Source organism: Yersinia frederiksenii ATCC 33641 (assembly GCF_000754805.1).
GTDB classification, from domain to species: Bacteria; Pseudomonadota; Gammaproteobacteria; order Enterobacterales; family Enterobacteriaceae; genus Yersinia; species Yersinia frederiksenii.
In genome coordinates this window covers 2,201,013-2,219,785 of sequence record NZ_KN150731.1, presented here as the reverse complement: position 1 = coordinate 2,219,785, position 18,773 = coordinate 2,201,013, and the positions used below count along the sequence as shown (strand labels likewise).

Sequence of the window (18,773 nt, the reverse complement as noted above, 5' to 3'; positions counted from 1 at the left end):
GGTTACACTGTGGTCGCACTCTCTATGTATTGGAAAAATGCATGGACGAAAATTAAAATTGGTGTGGCCAAAGGTAAGAAAGACAACGACAAGCGCGATGATATTCGTGATCGCGAATGGAAGTTGGATAAAGCGCGCATCATGAAGCACGCAAATCGTTAAGTCACTGGCTTAGCAGGACATAGTTCTGTTATACTAGTGAAGTTCTTTGGGGCTGATTCTGGATTCGACGGGATTCGCGAAACCCAAGGTGCATGCCGAGGTGCGGTGGCCTCGTAAAAAACCGCAAAAAAATAGTCGCAAACGACGAAAACTACGCACTAGCAGCTTAATACCCTGCTTAGAGCCCTCTCTCCCTAGCCTCCGCTCTTAGGACGGGGATCAAGAGAGGTCAAAACTAAAAGAGCTCGTGTGGAAACCTTGCCTGGGGTGGAAGCATTAAAACTAATCAGGATAGTTTGTCAGTGGCGTGTCCATCCGCAGCTGGCCGGCGAATGTAATGATTGGACTAAGCATGTAGTACCGACGGTGTAGTAATTTCGGACGGGGGTTCAAATCCCCCCAGCTCCACCAATTTAGACATCGGTTATTACCAGATAAGGCCGATGAAGTACGAAAAGCCCGCATGGCGCAAGCCTTGCGGGCTTTTTTGTACCTTCAATTTGTCCCGCGAAGTCTGAACTAACCTAATTAAATCCAATCCTTTTGGGCCCATTGATAGGCCCAATGAAAGCTATTATGGTTTTCGTTGGGTCTACAAGAGCGAAGACTGATCATGGCTAGACAAACCAAGCCGTTGACCGATACGGAAATCAAAGCAGCAAAATCCAAAGACGCAGATTATCATCTGCATCATAGAAATGGCCTGTCACTGCTAATCAAATCGAGCGGCAATAAACTTTGGCAATTTCGCTACTATCGCCCTTTCACCAAACTACGCACTAAGCAGAGTTTTGGAGCCTATCCCTCAGTCACACTTTCTGACGCACGAAAACTGAGAGCAAAAGCACGTGCGTTACTTGCAAACAGTTCGATCCTCTTAAGTATCAAAAAGAGCAGCTCCGGTCTTCACAAGAGGCTAAAACCAATACTTTCAAATTGATTGCCGAACGTTGATGGAACGTGAAGGAAACCTGCATAACTGAAAATTATGCTGAAGATATCTGGCTATCGTTGGAAAGAGATGTTTTATAATGCCAAACATCTTCACAGTGCCAGTGAAGATCAACCACCTGCAGTTTATGAAAGTACCTAGTTCATGAGGGACGGAACCTTCTAGAAAATCCGGGTCTATTCACATGAGCAATTCCAAAGAACTACATGAAGTCTAAATGGAACTAGAAAGGGACAGCGGCGGGTCGTTAACCTAAATTGGCCAGAGGTAAAGATTCATACGTAAATGTGTGAGATCGAGCGATAAAGGATCAGTTTGGGAAACGGAATTTTTGTACATTAAGATTTTTTTTGTACTGACTGATATCAGCTGGCTGCAAAGGTCGATACTTCTCTTCAGCCAGTTTTTTATTGTTTCGCCAGCTATTATCTTCCGTCAGATTCATTTGCTTCCAGCTCAGTGGAGATATATATGACAGCAATTTATCATCGAAATGCAGTTCCTTTCTTTTCAGACGGTTAATCGCGTTTTCAATATATACCGTATTCCATAAAGTGATCATGGCAGTAACCTCGCAATAAAACGTTAGCGAATAAAAATTACCTTATGAAACTTGAGAGATTCTTTAATCAAAAATATTTAATATTATTAACAAAGTATCTTAACATGCCAAACACTTAAAAATGGAACTCTATTTTATTAAATAAGTGACAAACTCTATTCTGCTTACTATAAAATTTTTTCAATAAAAATAAATTATTAAAAATCTCATATAATCTCCTAACTAGCTTGTCGTGAAAAATGATAAGCATGTAATGGCGACACCTTCAGCTGACATGGTGTCGTTAGATTATTATCACTAGATTTTGACAACAGAGCCTATAATTAAGCAGCGCATAGCTGATGTATGCGCCTTTTATATTCATCAGTGCAGCGTCAATTAGAAGTTATATTTCACACCCAACATCACCGCCGTATCGCTGTAGCCTTTATTACCCACCTGCTGGCCGACATTACCCCACAGATTGACGCTCTTATTAATCTGGCCTTCCACTCCGAGTTTCAGCTCAGCAATATTCGCCGCACCGTCCTGTTTCACGGTGATCCCATTCAGGGTGGTGCCAAAGTCTTTGGTGTTGTGGATCCAGTTGGCTTCGACAAATGGCTGGAATACCCGATCTTTACCTTTATCCTGCTCCGCATAGCCGTTCATAAAGGCTTTTACCCCCAGGCGAGTCTGGATATTGCCATTGCCTTCGCCTGAAACATGAGTGCCATTAGCTTCTTGATGCTCGTCGGCTTTGACGCCCATCCAGGTGACCTGGGCTTTCGGCTGGATAAAATACGTGGCGTTTTTCGCGGTATTTTCGCCCACCTTAAAGGTATAGCCGCTTTCCAGTGAGGCGGTGACCCCTTTGGATTTGTACTCTTCAGCCGCCAAACCCTGACCATTAACAGTGTTATTGAACCAGCTGTATTGCGCCCAGCTGTCCACATACAGGCCGGTTTTATCGGCGCTATTGGCATACCAGGTGCCGTACACCCCAGTGCTGTAGCCGTCCACCGAGGCACGGGCGCTGTAACCGGATAAACGTGATTCACTGGTGCTTTTGCTGTTACCGTAACCGGCCATCAGGCCCAGATGGAAACGGTCTGCACCCGTGTGGCTCCACTGAGCAATATCACCCCCCAGTTGCATCACATAGCGGTTACTTTGCGTGCGCAACTGGTCCTGAGAATCACGGGAACGGTTATGGCCGCCTTCATTGCGTAGCCACAAACTGGTGACTTTCTGCTCGCCGGTCAGCGCATCAATGTAGTGAGTTTCACCCAGACGATCATGCAGGCGAGTGACAAACAGGTTGTTGGCCGCCGCCAGGTTGGCGCTATAGCCACTGGCTTCAGGCCGCTCAACCAGTGGGGGAGATGGCTCGCCCGGAACTTCCGGGGTCTCTGTCGGGATCGCGTTGCTCAGATACCAGTTGGCGGCATTGCTGCCCACCCCGCGCTGTAAATAGTAGTCATAGGCCCCGGCAGCGATACGCCCCTGCTGAGTAAACTCGCCCTCAGACACGCCGCCCACCGTGATCAGCTCAATGCCGTTCAACGTCTGCGCGCCGCTGCCCCCCAGATTATTCACCTGCACAAAGGTGTTACCGGCGGTATTGCCACCGATAATCAGTTTATCGGTGACAGAATCGTCATCTTCTAAAACTGAATTCATATTCAGCAGGCCACCGTTGCCAATATAATCGCCGGTGATGGTCAGGGTATTGCCCCCAATCCCACCAAAGTTCACCGTGCCGCCGTGATTGAGGGACTGAAGTGTCTGGTTGTAGCCGTCCAAATCCAACGAGCCGCCGGCCTGGGTGATATAATCAGAGCTGGCGCTGAACACATTGTCTGCTCCGGCTTTGATAATACCGCCATTGACCGTGGTGGCACCGGAATAGGTGCTGGCGGTAGAAAGGGTCAGTGTGTGCGGGCCATTTTGTGTCAGACCACCCGTGCCGGTGAGGTCGAAGTTCAGGGTGTAATCGTCGCTACGCTGGAAAATCACCTCGCCCTCATTGTGTATGACACCATCATAAGAAGTCATGGTTCCCCGGTCGTTGACGATGGTCTGTCCTGTCAGTGTTCCCCCGGCGTCCACCTCTAAGAGGCCGTTGTGATTAATGGTGGTATTGTTGGCTATTGCGTTACTGTAGACTTTCTGCCAGCCACGATTATTAATCGTGGTGTCATTGGCAATGCCGCCATTGTAGACACCTTGCCGGCCATAATCGTTAATCGTGGTGTCATTGGCGATGCCGCCATCCTCGACAGACTGAGAACCATCATTGTTAATCGTGGTGTCATTGGCGATGCCGTCATATCTGACATCCTGACGACCAGAATTGTTAATCGTGGTGTTATTGGCGATGCCACCGTAGACAAACTGATAACCATCGTTAATCGTGGTGTCATTGGCGATGCCGCCATCCTCGACAAACTGACTACCACCATCATTAATCGTGGTGTTATTGGCGGTGCCGCCCTCTCTGACATTTTGAGTCTCTCCTGACTCCAGAGTTTCCCCTGTCACTTCTTCACCAATAACCTCGGGGGTAAAGGCAGCTGAAGCGCAGGGACTGCCTAATATACCGAAAATAAGAAGCGCTAAAACTGACAGGTTGCCACGAGGATACTGGCGTATTAATTGTGCTCCACAACCAACCGTTGCAGAGCGATTAATGGGATTGGGATTTTTATTCATATGAATGGAGACTCTTAATGTTGATTATTTGATTATCTATTTACGGGTGAAAGATAATTGAGATAAGTTACTGGAAACACTGCCTAATCATATTGACTAGAGTATAAAAGCGGATTTGAATATATTTTCAGCTAACTTATGTGAAAGATAAATTAATTATGATTGCCTTTATATCAGACATGACTTTTTTTATGTGGGAAATTTCCTTAAACGTGATGGTCGGGCTTATTGAAAAAATGGCTGAACGATGGAGTATCATGATCCTTCATCATTTTTTTATGGAGGGAATAATAAGAGTCGATGATTTTACTCATAAATTAGTGGGATATTGATTTGCAAACAAGGGGAATATTAAATTAAAGTCAGATCAATATATTTTTCACCTTTGCCACTAGGAATGGAGTGATACCCATTATTGCGACAACAAACGACCAAAGATTTCCCGTAGTCTCTAAACGCGGCATTGACTAGCGTAAGAGGAGTAATCAATACCTATTTTACCATCAACGAGTTACAGGTCAGATGATAACGCTGTGTCGTGCTATTACCAGGCTGAGTACTGTTTAAAATCATCGCCATATTGCAGCGACGCCCAGCACAATCTTGAGTTCTTGGTAGCAATGACTGAAATCAATTATTCATCAACGTAATATTTGCGTTGTGGCTGTCAATATTTATGGTTAGGAAACCGAGACAAAAGAACGACCCAGCTTCCTAGCCATCAAGGTTATTAATTCCATCTAACGTTGGGTAAGAATAAAAAAGCAGCTATCCAGAAGGTAACTGCGATTTATATTTTGCTGTTTTACAAATCTAGTGAGCGTTTCCATAGCAAGAAGTCATACTGCTCTAATCTGTCTGACTTCACCACGTAATCGCGGCTTGCTGTCTCAATAACCCGCTCAAATAAAGCCTGGCTGACATCCGACAAAGGTGTGCCCTCAATAACTGGCCCGCAATCGAAATCGATAATATCTTTTAGCCGATTGGCAATTTCAGTATTGGTAGAAATTTTGAGCACAGGGACGATTGGGTTACCGGTTGGCGTCCCTAATCCCGTTGAGAAGATGACGACATTACAGCCTGCCGCAACCAAACCTGTCACGGCAACAACATCATTGCCCGGAGTACAAACAAGAGATAGTCCGGTATCAGGCATGGGTTCAGCATAATCGCAAACAGCACTTATCGGGGCTCGTCCGCCTTTTTTGGCAGCACCGGTCGATTTTATCGCATCAGTTATCAAGCCATCGGCAATATTGCCTGGGCTGGGATTATCAGCAATTGAGGTGTTAAAAAAGTTAGCTGTTTTCTCGTAACCGGCCATCAGACTCAAGAATTTACTCTTGTCTTCAGGATGACGACAACGCTTAACCATATCACCTTCGGCACCACACAACTCTGGGAACTCAGCCAAGGCTGATGCTCCGCCTAATGTGACGACCCAATCAGAAACCAGCCCCATTGCCGGATTTCCGGAAATCCCGGAGAATCCATCGGATGCACCACATTTAACTCCGAGTTTAAGATGCGATAGAGGGACATCGACACGCGGAGTGGGTTGAACCTCATTCATGCAGGCAAAGGTTTCTTTCAACGCTGATTGCATCATCTGCTCTTCGTTTTCCCACTCTTGTTGTTTAAAATATAGGGTGGGTTTACTAAACTGTGGATTGCATTTTTTGAGCGCATCTTTGAAATCGATGACTTGGGCTTTTTCACAACCTAAACTGAATACGGTAATCCCGATAACATTCGGGTGATCAGCATAAGCCGCCAGCACTTCACACATTGTCATGCTGTCTGATGCCGCTCCCCCACAACCACTACTCACGGTAATGCTGCGAACCCCCTCGATATGCGGTAACAGTTTTTCTTTTACTTGTGGTGCATCTCCGCCAGCTAAATTCATGGCAAAGCGGGTTAACGAATGGTCAGAGTAACCAAGAGCATCATTTAAGGCATCGGTCAATTTCGTCACATTGCGGTTTTCACAAAATACCAGCGGGAACACAAGCCAATAGTTAGCGGTTCCGACGCGACCATCGCTGCGCAGGTAACCTTTGAAGGTACGGTCAATATAAGAAGAAATATCAGGTGCTTGCCAGTTGTATTGTTCATCATTAAGTTGCACTGGTGCGGCATAGTGTTTGATATTATCGACAGTTACGGCCTCCCCTTTGGCAATGGGTTTAGTCGCTTTGCCTACCGGGGTACCATACATCGAGACAATGCCACCAATGGCAATGTCTTCAACCGAAAACTTGTGTTTGGCTTTGACATCGGTCATCAGAGTAAAATGGTCATCACCCCAGCAAACCGTCTCACCTTTTTGCAGATTTTTCAGGGCCACAATCAGGTTATCGCTTTCATCAATCTTCAGAATTTTTGACATGTTCTGCTTCCTTCTTTTAATGAGTGGTATTGAAGGCATTCCATTATTATTTTGAGTCAATTGTTACTGTTGAATTATTATTTTTCAGCATGCCAATCAAAATTGCACTTATGACCGTAATGAGTGCGAGAGCGACTAAGCCAGCAGTGGTGCTATTCATCATTTGGTCAACTTCAACGCGTATCATTGGTGCCAGGAATGAACAGAATGCGCCCATCGTGGTACAAAAACCGATACCCGCCGCCAAAGCCGAGCCCGACAATATTTGAGAGGGAAAAGTCCAAAAAATAGGTTGAACGGATAAGAAACCAATGGCAGATAAACAGAGCGCTGCAATGGCGAATACCGGGCCTGCGTAAGCGGATACTACCAACCCGATAGCCGCTGCCAGCATGCACATCACTGAGATTGGCACTCGATATTGCGGATTGCGGTCGGCAATACGTGGAATGTAATAGACGCCGAATGCAGAACATGCCCATGGAATTGCGGCAACCACAGACTCTTTAAAGCCAAGGGTTGACCCCATTAATGCCGCCACTTGAGATGGTAAGAAGAACATCAAGCCATACACTGAAATTTGAATGGTGCCGTAGATAAGAGCAAGGTGCCAAACTTTGATACTTTTTAGTGCGATTCGCACTGAACTGGTATCTGTATTCTGGCGTTCACTTTCAAGTTGAGCATTCAGTGCCTCTTTCTCTTCTTGTGTCAGGAAGCGGGCTTTAGTCGGGTTATCATCTAAGTAGAAGAAGGCAAATATCCCCAAGAAGATAGCGGGTAGCCCTTCAATGACAAACATCCAGAACCAACCAGGTCGGCCTAACCAGCCATTGAGTTCCAGTAATGCACCAGACAAAGGGGACCCTAAAGTCAGTGCCATCGGAACACCGAGTACAAAAATACCAATCACTGAACCACGAACTTTATTCGGAAAGTAAATGGAGGCGAGTAGCAAGATGCCTGGATAGAAGCCTGCCTCACCTAAACCTAACAGGAAGCGCAGGACAATAAATTGTGTTTCATTGGTAACAAAGCCGGTAAGTGATGACAACACACCCCATATAATAGTGGTGATACTTAGCCATTTCTGTGCACCAATTTTATTTAAAATGAGGTTGGCAGGAATGCCGAACAGTGCGTAAGCGGCAAAGAAAATACCCGCACCGAAGGCAAATGCTGAGTCAGACAGTGAAATATCAAGTTGCATGGCACTTTTAGCAAAGCCCACATTAACCCGGTCAATAAATGCAATAAAGTAAAGCATGAACATTAAAGGTACGAGGCGTTTCCATGATTTACTGATGGCAGAATTGAGTATCTCATTATTATAAGCGGTTATCTTCACTAAACCCTCCTTTTCCTATGACGGGTATACCCGTTATCTTGAAATCTATTGGGTATATATTGTATTTGTTAGTTTTTTATCTGAATGTTCGCTTCTTTTAATATCGAAATAATTAAATCTGTTTTATCTGGACTGACAGTGGTGAATGGTGGACATATGAAATCAGAATTTATAACACCCCGTAATTGAAGCGTTTTTTTAAGTGTGGCGATAAATGGGTCATGTAAATTATAAATGGCCATCAGTTTATCTACGGTTTGTTGATGCTTCGAAATACTTAAGAGATTGTTATCTGTAAAGGCATCGCGCCATGACTTAAAGAACTCAGGAAAAATATTAGATAAGCCGCCGATACAGCCATTACCACCAGAAAGAATATTGTGTGCGAAGTTATTATCATATCCGGCATAAACTTCAAAGTAAGGCAGTTCTTTTTTTACCAGATTGATAATTTCACAAGTGTGAGTGGTGTCGGGGATGGTATCTTTGAAACCGATAATATTAGGGAAGGTTGTTGCTAACTTAAAACATATTTCTGGTGAAATGCTATAGCCAGTTTTTTCTGGGAAATTATAGATAAAGATCTTGGCCTTAGTATTTTTTGCTATTTGGCTATAAAAATCATAAATACTCTCATCGGTTAACCTAAAGTAATACGGACTGATGATCATTACACCATCTAACCCACACTCATCGGCATAGTTAGCCAATGCGATGGATTCATTTACATCCATTCGGCTGGCACCAGCGTACACTTTCATGCTGCCTTTTTGAAAGTCTGAGGCGAGTTTTATCAACTGTCTAGAGGCATCAAAGCTTAATGAAAAGAACTCGCCCGTACTCCCCATTACCACAAATCCAGAAACATAATCCTTAATGTATTCATATAATTGAATATTTTTGTCTAAATCTAACCGACCCTTTTCATCAAAAACAGTTACTGCGGGTGTGATGTAAGTACTTTGCATAGCTGCCTCATTCGTATATATGAACAATGTTTTTATTTATGAACAAGGCGAGTTAATCACAGGCTCAAAAAAGAGTCAAAGCAAGTCGGTTTTTTTTCTAAATGATTAGAGCTATATCACAGTAGCTCTGGGAGGAGAATTAGGAAACGCTGTTGTTTAATTTAATATCCTGTAAATTATCGAGAGAGTTTTCAATCCGTTGCTTCGCATCAATCAGGACATCTATAACTTGTTTAACCTTTTCTTCGCTGGCACGAAAATAAGGTATGGAAACACTGATTGCAGCGATAGTTTTCCCACGTTGCTTTAAAGAGACAGCATAGCAAATTGTCTCTTCATTAATTTCACGGTTATCAATAGCATAACCTTTTTTAATTACTTGATTAAATTGCTCTCGCAGCTCGCTAATATCAGCGGCGCTATTAGGTGTCAGTGATATAAAACCATTTGGGTATAATTCCTTGATCTGCTCATCCGTAAAATCACACAGCATTGCTTTACCTAACGCGGATAGCGTAGCGGGTAATCGAGTTCCAATATTTGAAACTAACTGTACTGCTTGATCTGACTGAATTTTATCAATATATAAAACCTCCCCACGATCAAGAATGCCCATTTGGCAAACCTCATTGCAAGAGTTGACAATACCTTGCATCTCTTGATTAATCATTTTAAGCCAAAATGTTTTTTCAAAAAATGAGCGCGATAAAGTTGAGCAGGATATCCCCAAGAAATAAAGGTTATTGGTTTTATCAAAGTTAATATAATTATATTCAACTAGTGTTTTTAATATAGGATGGATAGTTCCCTTGTTAATTCCTGTTTTTAATGATAATTGGGTTAAGTTAATACCGTCATCCGTGGATGAAATAACTTCAATTATATTTAAAACTCGTGCTGTCGGCATATGTATATTTTTCATTATAAAATCGCATTTCTCGGAATCAACGTTAATTAATATTGATTATGCTGCCGAGTCCCTTGCAAAATGTCTAGCGGTTTCGTTTCTGCTGGCTTGATGGTTCAGCCAGGAACGTCCCCTTAGCGTAAATGTTCAAGCGAGTGAGTGCTGGGTGGACTCGTTTGGCTCCAGATATCTTTTCTTCATAAATGAGGTGGCATCCTACTATAGGCAAAGCAATCCATTGGTCGCTGGTCGAAACACGCACATAACCTCTCTGCATGGCCAAACCTCAGGTAAGTTTGTCGCAAGTATCGTTAATATAAACTTTCACACCCTATTTTTACGATACAAAACAGCCATATAAAAAGTGGTGCCGAAGACAATTGCTGACGTCTGCCCCATCAGGTACGAAACTCATCAAGGTGCGGATATTTTTACACGTAGTTACGTCGGATAGATTTAAGCAAGTCAACATACATAAAAAATCAATGTTGCAAAAATAGTGAGGCCATTGATTTTATGCTCTCCTTTATAGGCCTCTCTTAAAGAATAACTGTATGGCACCGGGATGATAGGTTAATGGCCAGGAAATAACGATCAACGTCATTTCCTGTAATAGAAAGGCTTAATGACTATCAAGTTCGTGCAGAGCAGCACGCATGCCCTTGTCCAAGATAGCTTGAAGATTGGCGAGGACAGCAACGCAGTTTATTTCACAGGAAAATCAACAATCTAAATACGACCCCAATCGATAACCGCGCTGTTCAACCGCCTGTTTTAATGCCGGTGAAGTGAGAACATCTAACTCGGTCAGCCGTGGGTAGCAATAGCCGCTAGTCATGAGAGTTTTATCAACAAACGCCGGATGACACATAACTTCAAGTGACTGAATTTGCTGTTGATCTGCATAATCCAGCAGTTGCAAGAATGACTGTTCCGAGAGTTCATCGCCATAAAAACCGGCATCAAACCATTCAGTGCTACGTGGTGTATTGAGCAAAATACCCTGCTGTTGTGCTTGGTTGCGGTCAATACGCAGCGCAACCCCTTTCTCGTGGGCAAAAGATTCAATCAGCGGATAAATCTGCGGCAACATATGAACATGGTGATGGCTGTCGATATGTGTGGGGAAACAGCCAAATACAGCAACAAATCGATCAAACTGTGCCGCCAGCTCCTGAGCTATTTCATTGAGATTCAGCTCTCCAGCCTCGGCACGCTGCCACAGCCATTTACCCAGTTCCCCGTTGGCATCAACCAAAGAGGGCATGGCCGTTAATGGCTTGCCATAGGTCAGAACAAAATGCATCCCTACCGGTAAGTCAGAATTTTGTTTGCTGAGTTCTGCTGCATGATAAATAGCTGCGCCATTCATCATTGCGGTGGTCGAGGAGACAATACCATTTCGGAATGCTTCAATAATCCCAAAACTTTGGCCTTTGCATAAACCAAAATCATCAGCATTTACAATAAGTAACTTTTCCATCGAGGATGCCTTATAAGCCTATTCCGGCAGCGCATGTTCAGCCAGAATTAATCGGATAATCCCTCTCTGACACAGTTGAATTTCTTGCGGTAATTCCCAGGTGTAAAAGAGGTCAATTTCTTGAAGTTTTTGATAAATAAGGTGGTATCGCTATATCCGGCTTCAAAGGCAATATCAGAAACAAAATAGTTCGTCATTTCAAGCTGGGTTTTAGCAAAGTTGATTCTGATTTCATTGATAATCTGCATTGGAGTTTTTTGATAATAACGCCGGGTGGCACGGGTAAGGTATTCTTGAGTTTTACCGGATAACTCAATCATATTCACCAGCGCTTTCTCACCAAACATCGACTTATCATGCATTTTATCGATACTGTTCTTCAGCCATTGTGGAATATCGTCGTTAACCTCGCTCTCTTTATAATGGCTGATGCGGTTAGTGACATAAAATGTCAGCAGCTCAACCAACTCGGTAAGTTCGTCTTCCCTAAAGTGCGGTGCAGAAATAGCCGATTCAATATACGAGAGAAAATCACCTTTTAGACGATAAGCTTGCGAGGCCACAATTGGCCTTGAGAGCAGATGGGAAAAGTGCTCTTCAAAGAAGCTCTTTCTGATCCCAACGTTTAAAATTCGTGTCGCCCCAAAGTCATAGAAACTTTGATGATGAGAGCCCATAGGAATAAAAACGAAATCGCCACGTTCTAAAAAGACCCGCTTGCCGTTAATTTCCTGGTAACACATGCCGGTTAATATCAGGGTATATTCATAATAGTCATGCTGATGTAACCCGGTCGCACTCTCCGTTTTGTTATAAATAAACAGATGGAACTCTTTCCCGTTAAAAAAGTCTTTTTCACGTACTAATCTGACTTCCATCTTATTTACCTTCACTCATTTAAAACAACGGCTATTAATGCGGTGGAGTTAGTCTATCTTCTGGTGCAATTCAATCAACTCTGCAATGAGTTCTCTGGCTAACATGGCGTTCATTAAATGATCCTGTGCATGAACCAATACCAACGTGACTTTAGTTTTGCCCTCCCCCTGATCAGCTTCAATAAGCTGAGTCTGAACCAGATGCGCCTCATTCAGTGCCAGACGTGATTGTGCCATCAGTTCATTGGCTTGGATGAAGTCGCCCGTTTTGGCCTGCTTTAAAGCTTTATAAGCCAAACTCCGCGCTTGCCCGGCATTAATAATCAGCCCCATAACCACATCTTCCAACTCATCAGTCGGCTGCACATCATCAATAATTTTATCTAAATCAAACATACTGTAACTCCAATTAATTAAAGCCTTTTTGCCTTGCGACATCCGCAAACCAATAGCCACTTTTCTTTATCACTCGCGACTGATCCGCGATATTTAACCGGACTAATCCATAACGATTTTTATAAGCATTGAGCCAAGACCAGCAATCAATAAAGGTCCACAAATGATAGCCTTTGCAGTTGCTGCCCTCTTGCAATGCCTGATGCAACCACTTCAGATGGTCGCGAATGAACTCAATGCGGTAGTCATCATCAACCCGACCAGATGGCGTGAGAAATTGCTCTTCCCCCTCAACTCCCATACCATTCTCGGAGATATAACAGGGGATATTGCCATAATTCTGTTTCAGATTGATCAGGATGTCATATAACCCTTTTTCATAAATTTCCCAGCCGCGGTGGGGGTTAATTTTCCGCCCTGGCATTGGGTAGAAACTAAACAAGTCTTCGGGTGTTTTTACTTTATCCAGCGGGGTTGGGATATCTTTCGCCTGAACCCTTCTTGGTTGGTAATAGTTAACCCCTAATATATCGATGACGCCAGCGGCAATAAGTTGGCAATCATCGGATTCAATCTGTGGTAGCAAGTCATGTTCGCGCAGTAGCGTGATAAGCTCCTCGGGGTAAACACCTTTAGTCACAGGGTCGAGGAAACTGCGATTAAGCAGTAAATCAGCATAGTTAGCGGCAACCAAGTCTGGCGCACTGTCAGAACGAGGATAGGTGGGAGTCAGATTCAAAATGATACCAATTTCACCACCCTGCTTCATTTCCCTATAGTTTTCAACTGCTTTGGTATGCGCCAATACACTGTGATAGGCCACAGTGACAGCACGTTTAAAATCAACCACACAAGGGTAATGCAGGTCATTCAGATAACCAGCTTCAACCGGAACAATTGGCTCATTGAAAGTAAACCAATGTTTTATCCGGTCGCCAAACAGGGTAAAACAAATTTTGGCGTAACGTGCATAGGCATCCACTACTGCGCGGCTTTCCCACCCCCCCTTCTCTTGCATACATAGCGGCATATCAAAATGGTAGAGGTTAATAAAGGGCGTGATACCTTGCGCCAGTAAGGAATCAATCACCGCGTTATAAAAAGTGACGGCTTTGGGGTTAAGCTCGCCGTCACCCGTTGGGATCAGTCTCGACCATGAAATCGATGTCCTGAAGGTGTTATGCCCCAGTTGTTTTAGCAGCAAGATATCCTGCTGATAGTTTTCGTAAAAGGTGGAAGTGTTTTCCGGGCCAATCTGGTCATGAAAACGCTCTGGCGCAATGTCATACCAATAATCGAAGATATTCTTGCTCTTGCCATCCTGCAATGACGCCCCTTCAGATTGGGTTGCAGAAGTGGCACTCCCCCACCAGAAATCATCGGGAAATTGATATTTCATTCCAGCCTCCAGCCTTGTACGTTCAATAGGGTTACTGATTAGAATTTCAAGCTATCAGCTATCTCTTCTTCGCTTTGAACTTCACGATCTATCTCGTTCTGTGCTTTGTTAGCAATAATCACAAACGGCAGATAAATCATGGTGGCAACCCCGAGGTTGAACAGACTTAACAGCATCGCAGCAATACTGCCGTTGGTGTTAAAGAATGCCCCCAAGCCGACCGGCATAGTCCACGGCGCAATATTGGTGATTGGCGGAATAAAACCGGTGTAATACGCAATCGATGTGATAATTGCCAACACCGGTTGAACCAAGATAAACGGAATAAAGAACAGTGGGTTCATAATGACCGGCAGACCAAACAAAATAGGTTCGTTAATCTGGAAAACACTCGCTGGCGCGCCCAATTTTGCCACCTGACGGTAATCTTCACGGCGCGAGCCGATAAAGATAGCAATAACCAGCCCAAGTGTTGCGCCGGTGCCGCCGAGGAAGATATAGGAGTCAACGAAAGGTTTGGCCCACATATGGAATTCTTTGCCCGCCGCCACTGCCGCTGCAACCGAACCATATTGGGTATAGGTTGCCACGTTTTCCAAGGCAAACGGCATCATAATGCCACTTTCCAGTGCAGATAAGGCCATTGCACCGTGTATCCCGAAGAACCACAACAGTGAAGAGCACATAACATACACCCATCCCACAACACTGCCCATTTTCGACAGCGGCGCTGAAATGGTGTCCATAATGATCTGGTGGAAGTTAGTGCCATGCAATCCAAGGGAATAAGCAATGACGCCCATAATGGACAGAATGATAAAACCAGGAATCAGGGCAGAGAACGAGCGGGAAACGGACGTTGGCACGCTGTCTGGCAAGCGGATAACCCAGTTACGTCGCACGATAAAGGCAAAGACCTCTGCAACCACCAAACCAATAATAATGCCCGAGATAATATTCGCGCCACCCAACCAGTTGGCACCGACGGCATAAGCCTCACCAACACTGTAAGGTGTTACGGTCATAAAGGCCGCGATGGCCAACAGAGCCGAAGCCAGTGGATCGACTCTTTTCTCTTCGGCCAAGGCCATACTGATAAAGAATGGCGTCATTAATGACATGATGCCGAGAGTACCGTTATAAACGTTGCCGCCTATCGCTTTAAAACCATTGAGGGTAGTAATCGTATCGGCATCTAAACGAATACCCATCGAGAAGAAGAACGACCCTTCGCCAAAGCTTAAGAATACGTTATTGATAAGAACGAACATCGCCCCCGTCAGGGTTAATGGCATCAGCCGAATAAACCCATTCTTGATAGCATTAATATGTTGCTGTTTGCCAATCTTAATGGCGAAGGGCAATATGACCCTTTCCAGAGAATTAATAAATGCGCTCACAGTGCTCCCCTTATTGTTTTGCTTTTTTTATTGCGGCAACAGCAGCTTTTAATACCCCTAAGCCATCGACTTTGCCGTAAAGGATCGAGTCAATCACTTCAACGGGTTTGTTAGGGAACATTTTGGTGACCTCTGGCAACATGTAAGCAATCTGCGGCCCTAATAGGATGACATCTGCTTCTTTACCATGTTGTGCTGCCAACGCTTCCGGGTAAGCATTGATAACTACTGGCACTTCATACTTCTCTGCTTGTATTTTCATTTTGGAAACCAGTAGCGAGGTAGACATACCGGCAGAGCAAAATAGATAAATTTTTTTCTTTTCCATACCCAACACCTTTTGACGTTCAAAAGACACAAGTTATTCATATGCCAGTGCAATGGTGAATTCCCTTTACCTGTACTCTATCGTGCCCCTTGCCCAGCTCCATTGCTTCTGGTTGTCGGCAGTATACGGAGTTGACAGACAAGCCAGTAATTCAAGCGTCACTATAATCGTCTCTAATTGACTTTTCATCTTGATGCCCTTCACATTTCTCAGCGATTACAATGTGATGCTTATCGCAAAATGATTATTTTTTTGCTCGGCGAATTAAGTTTAATTCATTTGTATTTCATATGGTTAGTTTTTATTTGCCTATCGATAAGCAACAAAATAAAACAGTAAAAATGAATTGAAACATATGGAAGGATAAATTAGGGGATCTTATTGGTTTGATAATTGTTTCATCCAAACCTTTCCACTTTTATCGGGATTTTTCGTCATGGGTTTATTCGTGAAGCGAAGTTCATGTCACTATTTTAGCTATCACCGCGCTATTAATCTGCTGTTCAGCATCACAGGTTTTTGATTCGAAATAGCCGATTTTCTATTAATATTCTAAAGTTAACAGGTGTTTGCACATTTATGGAGTGAGTGATGACGTTATTTGGAAATAGAACACCGACCTCTCGCCTGAGCGGGCAATTAGTCAAATTGCTCTTACTCAGTGTGATTTTCTCAGCGCCTGTGTTAGCAGCCCCGTCCCCCACCGTGACAGTTACTGAACTACAAAATGGACTGGACCATCCTTGGTCACTGGCATTTTTGCCTGATAATGGCGGAATCTTGATTACTGAACGTTCCGGGCAATTGCGTTTATGGCAGTCAGAGAAACCACTATCAGCCCCCCTGAAAGGCGTGCCTACAGTCTATGCCAAGGGGCAAGGTGGCTTATTAGACGTGGCTTTGTCACCGAAATTTACTCAAGACCGCCGTGTCTACCTCAGTTTCGCCGAGGAGGGAAAAGAGGGTAAAGCCGGTACCGCAGTAGGTTATGGCCGCCTTAACCCTCAAGGCACAGCGATTGAGAACTTCACTGTCTTTTTCCGCCAACAGCCAAAACTATCGACAGGCAACCACTTCGGTGGGAAATTGGCCTTTGATGAGCAAGAGCATCTCTTTATTACCTTGGGTGAGAATAACCAGCGCCCTACTGCTCAGGACCTGAGCTTGCATCAAGGTAAAGTCGTGCGTCTAACCCTTGACGGTAAGGTGCCAAAAGATAATCCCTTTGCGAAAAAGTCTCCCGCAAGGCCAGAGATCTGGTCCTATGGGCATCGTAATCCGCAAGGGTTGGCGCTTAACCCATGGAGTGGGGTGATGTGGTCCAATGAACATGGGCCTAAAGGCGGTGATGAGGTCAACATCCTAATGGCGGGGAAAAACTATGGCTGGCCATTGGCAACTCACGGGGTGAATTATTCTGGTCTTCCCATTCCAGAGGCCACAGGTACTCATGTGGATGGTACCGAACAGCCAGCATATTATTGGGAAAAATCTCCAGGTATCAGTGGGATGGCATTTTATGATGCAACCCGCTTCCCAACCTGGCAACATTCGTTGTTCATCGGCGCGTTGGCTCAGAAAGAGCTAATTCGTTTGCAACTTGATGACGATAAAGTGATTGCCGAGGAGCGGCTACTAGGAGATCGCGGTGAACGTATCCGTGATGTGCGCATCGGGCCAGACGGGTATGTGTATCTGTTAACGGATGAGAGTGACGGTAAACTGCTAAAAGTCGGCCTCGCGACAAACCCATAACAGACCTATGGTTACCAACAAAAAGCCGGAGAAATTTTCCGGCTTTTGCCTGATGCCAAACACTGACTCAGTTACGTCAAGTTAACGATCCGAAGAAGCCTGCCATAGATTAAGCTGGCCGTCGGTAACATGCTGATCAATAGCGGTTAACTCTTCTACGGTGAATGTCAGGTTACTCAGTGCGGCACAATTTTCCTCAAGCTGCTCAGGACGGCTAGCACCAATCAAAACTGACGTCACTCGACTATCTTTCAATAACCAGCTCAATGCCATTTGCGCCAATGATTGCCCACGCTGCTCAGCCAACTCATTCAGCAACTTAATGCTCTGCAGATTGGCCGCTGATAACATATTTTCTTTTAGTGAGCCGCCAGCTTCTTTTTTCATCCGCGAGTCATCCGGGATACCATTGAGGTATTTCCCAGTTAACAACCCTTGTGCCAATGGTGTAAAGGCAATACAGCCCACACCATGGTTATCCAGAGTATCTAATAGATTCGTCTGCTCAACCCAACGGTTAAGAATATTGTAGGAAGGTTGATGGATCAGTAATGGGATTTTCCACTCTTGCAATAATTCCACCATCTTGGCGGTTCGTTCGGTAGAGTAGGATGAAATACCCACATACAGTGCTTTGCCGCTTTGCACTGCCTGAGCTAATGCTGATGCGGTCTCTTCCATTGGCGTGTTTTCATCCACACGGTGGGAATAGAAAATATCCACATAATCCAGCCCCATACGTTTTAGGCTTTGATCTAAGCTAGCCAACAGATATTTTCGTGAGCTCCCTGCACCATAGGGGCCAGGCCACATGTTATAACCGGCCTTAGTCGAGATAATCAACTCGTCACGATAAGGCTTAAAGTCGTCTTGCAACAACTTACCAAAATTTTGCTCGGCCGAACCCGGTGGTGGACCATAGTTATTGGCTAAATCGAAGTGGGTAATTCCCAGATCAAAGGCTTTGCGCAGTAACGTTCGTTGTGATTCTAATGTATTGTTAAAACTAAAGTTATGCCAAAGCCCAAGCGATAATGCGGGAAGCTGCAAGCCACTTTTTCCACAAAAACGATATTGCATTTGGTTGTAGCGGGAAGGATCTGCGTTGTAAGGCATGATGGCTTCTGTCTCCATTTATCGTATTTT

General features: G+C 44.4%; 15 protein-coding genes, 1 other RNA gene and 2 pseudogenes. 4 read left to right on the top strand and 14 right to left on the bottom strand.

Features of this window, described 5'->3' with window-relative positions; translation table 11 throughout:
• The 3 genes and pseudogenes from DJ58_RS0121800 to DJ58_RS0121795 form a co-directional block, all read left to right on the top strand.
• A partial coding sequence (locus DJ58_RS0121800; protein ID WP_032913237.1) for an SsrA-binding protein occupies positions 1–162 on the top strand: 162 nt, incomplete at its 5' end.
• A gap of 48 nt (positions 163–210) precedes the next feature.
• Positions 211–573, top strand: a transfer-messenger RNA (tmRNA) gene (ssrA, locus tag DJ58_RS22680).
• Positions 574–775: 202 nt separating this feature from the next.
• Positions 776–1,188, top strand: a pseudogene (locus DJ58_RS0121795) (integrase arm-type DNA-binding domain-containing protein); the annotation flags it as partial.
• A 236-nt stretch (positions 1,189–1,424) separates the two neighbouring features.
• Here the strand turns inward: DJ58_RS0121795 and DJ58_RS11880 are convergent.
• From DJ58_RS11880 to DJ58_RS11935, 13 genes and pseudogenes are all read right to left on the bottom strand, one after another.
• Positions 1,425–1,676 carry a Tn3 family transposase gene (locus tag DJ58_RS11880; RefSeq protein WP_004708018.1) on the bottom strand — a complete coding sequence of 84 codons (252 nt, stop codon included), beginning with the start codon at positions 1,674–1,676 and terminating at the stop codon, positions 1,425–1,427.
• Between the two features lie 378 nt (positions 1,677–2,054).
• The gene (locus DJ58_RS11885) at positions 2,055–4,088 is read right to left on the bottom strand and encodes an autotransporter outer membrane beta-barrel domain-containing protein (protein WP_425314933.1); all 2,034 of its coding nucleotides are present in this window, start codon (positions 4,086–4,088) and stop codon (positions 2,055–2,057) included.
• A 12-nt stretch (positions 4,089–4,100) separates the two neighbouring features.
• Positions 4,101–4,370, bottom strand: a pseudogene (locus DJ58_RS24130) (hypothetical protein); the annotation flags it as partial.
• An 805-nt stretch (positions 4,371–5,175) separates the two neighbouring features.
• Positions 5,176–6,765, bottom strand: coding sequence for a UxaA family hydrolase (locus DJ58_RS11890; RefSeq protein WP_004711538.1), 1,590 nt, complete (start codon positions 6,763–6,765; stop codon positions 5,176–5,178).
• 46 nt (positions 6,766–6,811) lie between these two features.
• A complete protein-coding gene (locus DJ58_RS11895) occupies positions 6,812–8,038 on the bottom strand; it encodes an MFS transporter (protein WP_004711541.1) in 1,227 nt (408 codons plus the stop codon).
• Between the two features lie 143 nt (positions 8,039–8,181).
• Entirely contained in the window at positions 8,182–9,081 is a 900-nt protein-coding gene (locus DJ58_RS11900; RefSeq protein WP_004711543.1) for a dihydrodipicolinate synthase family protein, read from the bottom strand.
• Positions 9,082–9,220: 139 nt separating this feature from the next.
• Positions 9,221–10,003: an IclR family transcriptional regulator gene (locus DJ58_RS11905; RefSeq protein WP_004711544.1), complete on the bottom strand. Its 783-nt coding sequence runs from the start codon at positions 10,001–10,003 to the stop codon at positions 9,221–9,223.
• Positions 10,004–10,709: 706 nt separating this feature from the next.
• Positions 10,710–11,471, bottom strand: coding sequence for a chitin disaccharide deacetylase (gene chbG / locus DJ58_RS11910; RefSeq protein WP_004711547.1), 762 nt, complete (start codon positions 11,469–11,471; stop codon positions 10,710–10,712).
• A 47-nt stretch (positions 11,472–11,518) separates the two neighbouring features.
• On the bottom strand, positions 11,519–12,349 hold the full coding sequence (gene chbR / locus DJ58_RS11915; protein ID WP_004711550.1) for a transcriptional regulator ChbR: 831 nt from the start codon (positions 12,347–12,349) through the stop codon (positions 11,519–11,521).
• Positions 12,350–12,397: 48 nt separating this feature from the next.
• On the bottom strand, positions 12,398–12,745 hold the full coding sequence (gene chbA / locus DJ58_RS11920; RefSeq protein WP_004711553.1) for a PTS N,N'-diacetylchitobiose transporter subunit IIA: 348 nt from the start codon (positions 12,743–12,745) through the stop codon (positions 12,398–12,400).
• A gap of 13 nt (positions 12,746–12,758) precedes the next feature.
• Positions 12,759–14,144: a glycoside hydrolase family 1 protein gene (locus DJ58_RS11925; RefSeq protein ID WP_032913236.1), complete on the bottom strand. Its 1,386-nt coding sequence runs from the start codon at positions 14,142–14,144 to the stop codon at positions 12,759–12,761.
• 38 nt (positions 14,145–14,182) lie between these two features.
• Positions 14,183–15,544: a PTS N,N'-diacetylchitobiose transporter subunit IIC gene (chbC, locus tag DJ58_RS11930; protein ID WP_004711558.1), complete on the bottom strand. Its 1,362-nt coding sequence runs from the start codon at positions 15,542–15,544 to the stop codon at positions 14,183–14,185.
• A 10-nt stretch (positions 15,545–15,554) separates the two neighbouring features.
• Positions 15,555–15,872 (bottom strand): PTS sugar transporter subunit IIB, encoded by a 318-nt coding sequence (locus DJ58_RS11935; protein ID WP_032911688.1) that lies wholly within the window; start codon positions 15,870–15,872, stop codon positions 15,555–15,557.
• Between the two features lie 591 nt (positions 15,873–16,463).
• Here DJ58_RS11935 and DJ58_RS11940 point away from each other — a divergent pair.
• Complete coding sequence (locus DJ58_RS11940; protein ID WP_032911689.1) at positions 16,464–17,627, top strand: PQQ-dependent sugar dehydrogenase; 1,164 nt, start codon at positions 16,464–16,466, stop codon at positions 17,625–17,627.
• 81 nt (positions 17,628–17,708) lie between these two features.
• Here DJ58_RS11940 and mgrA read toward each other — a convergent pair whose 3' ends face one another.
• Positions 17,709–18,743: an L-glyceraldehyde 3-phosphate reductase gene (gene mgrA / locus DJ58_RS11945; protein WP_032911718.1), complete on the bottom strand. Its 1,035-nt coding sequence runs from the start codon at positions 18,741–18,743 to the stop codon at positions 17,709–17,711.
• Positions 18,744–18,773: the final 30 nt, after the last annotated feature.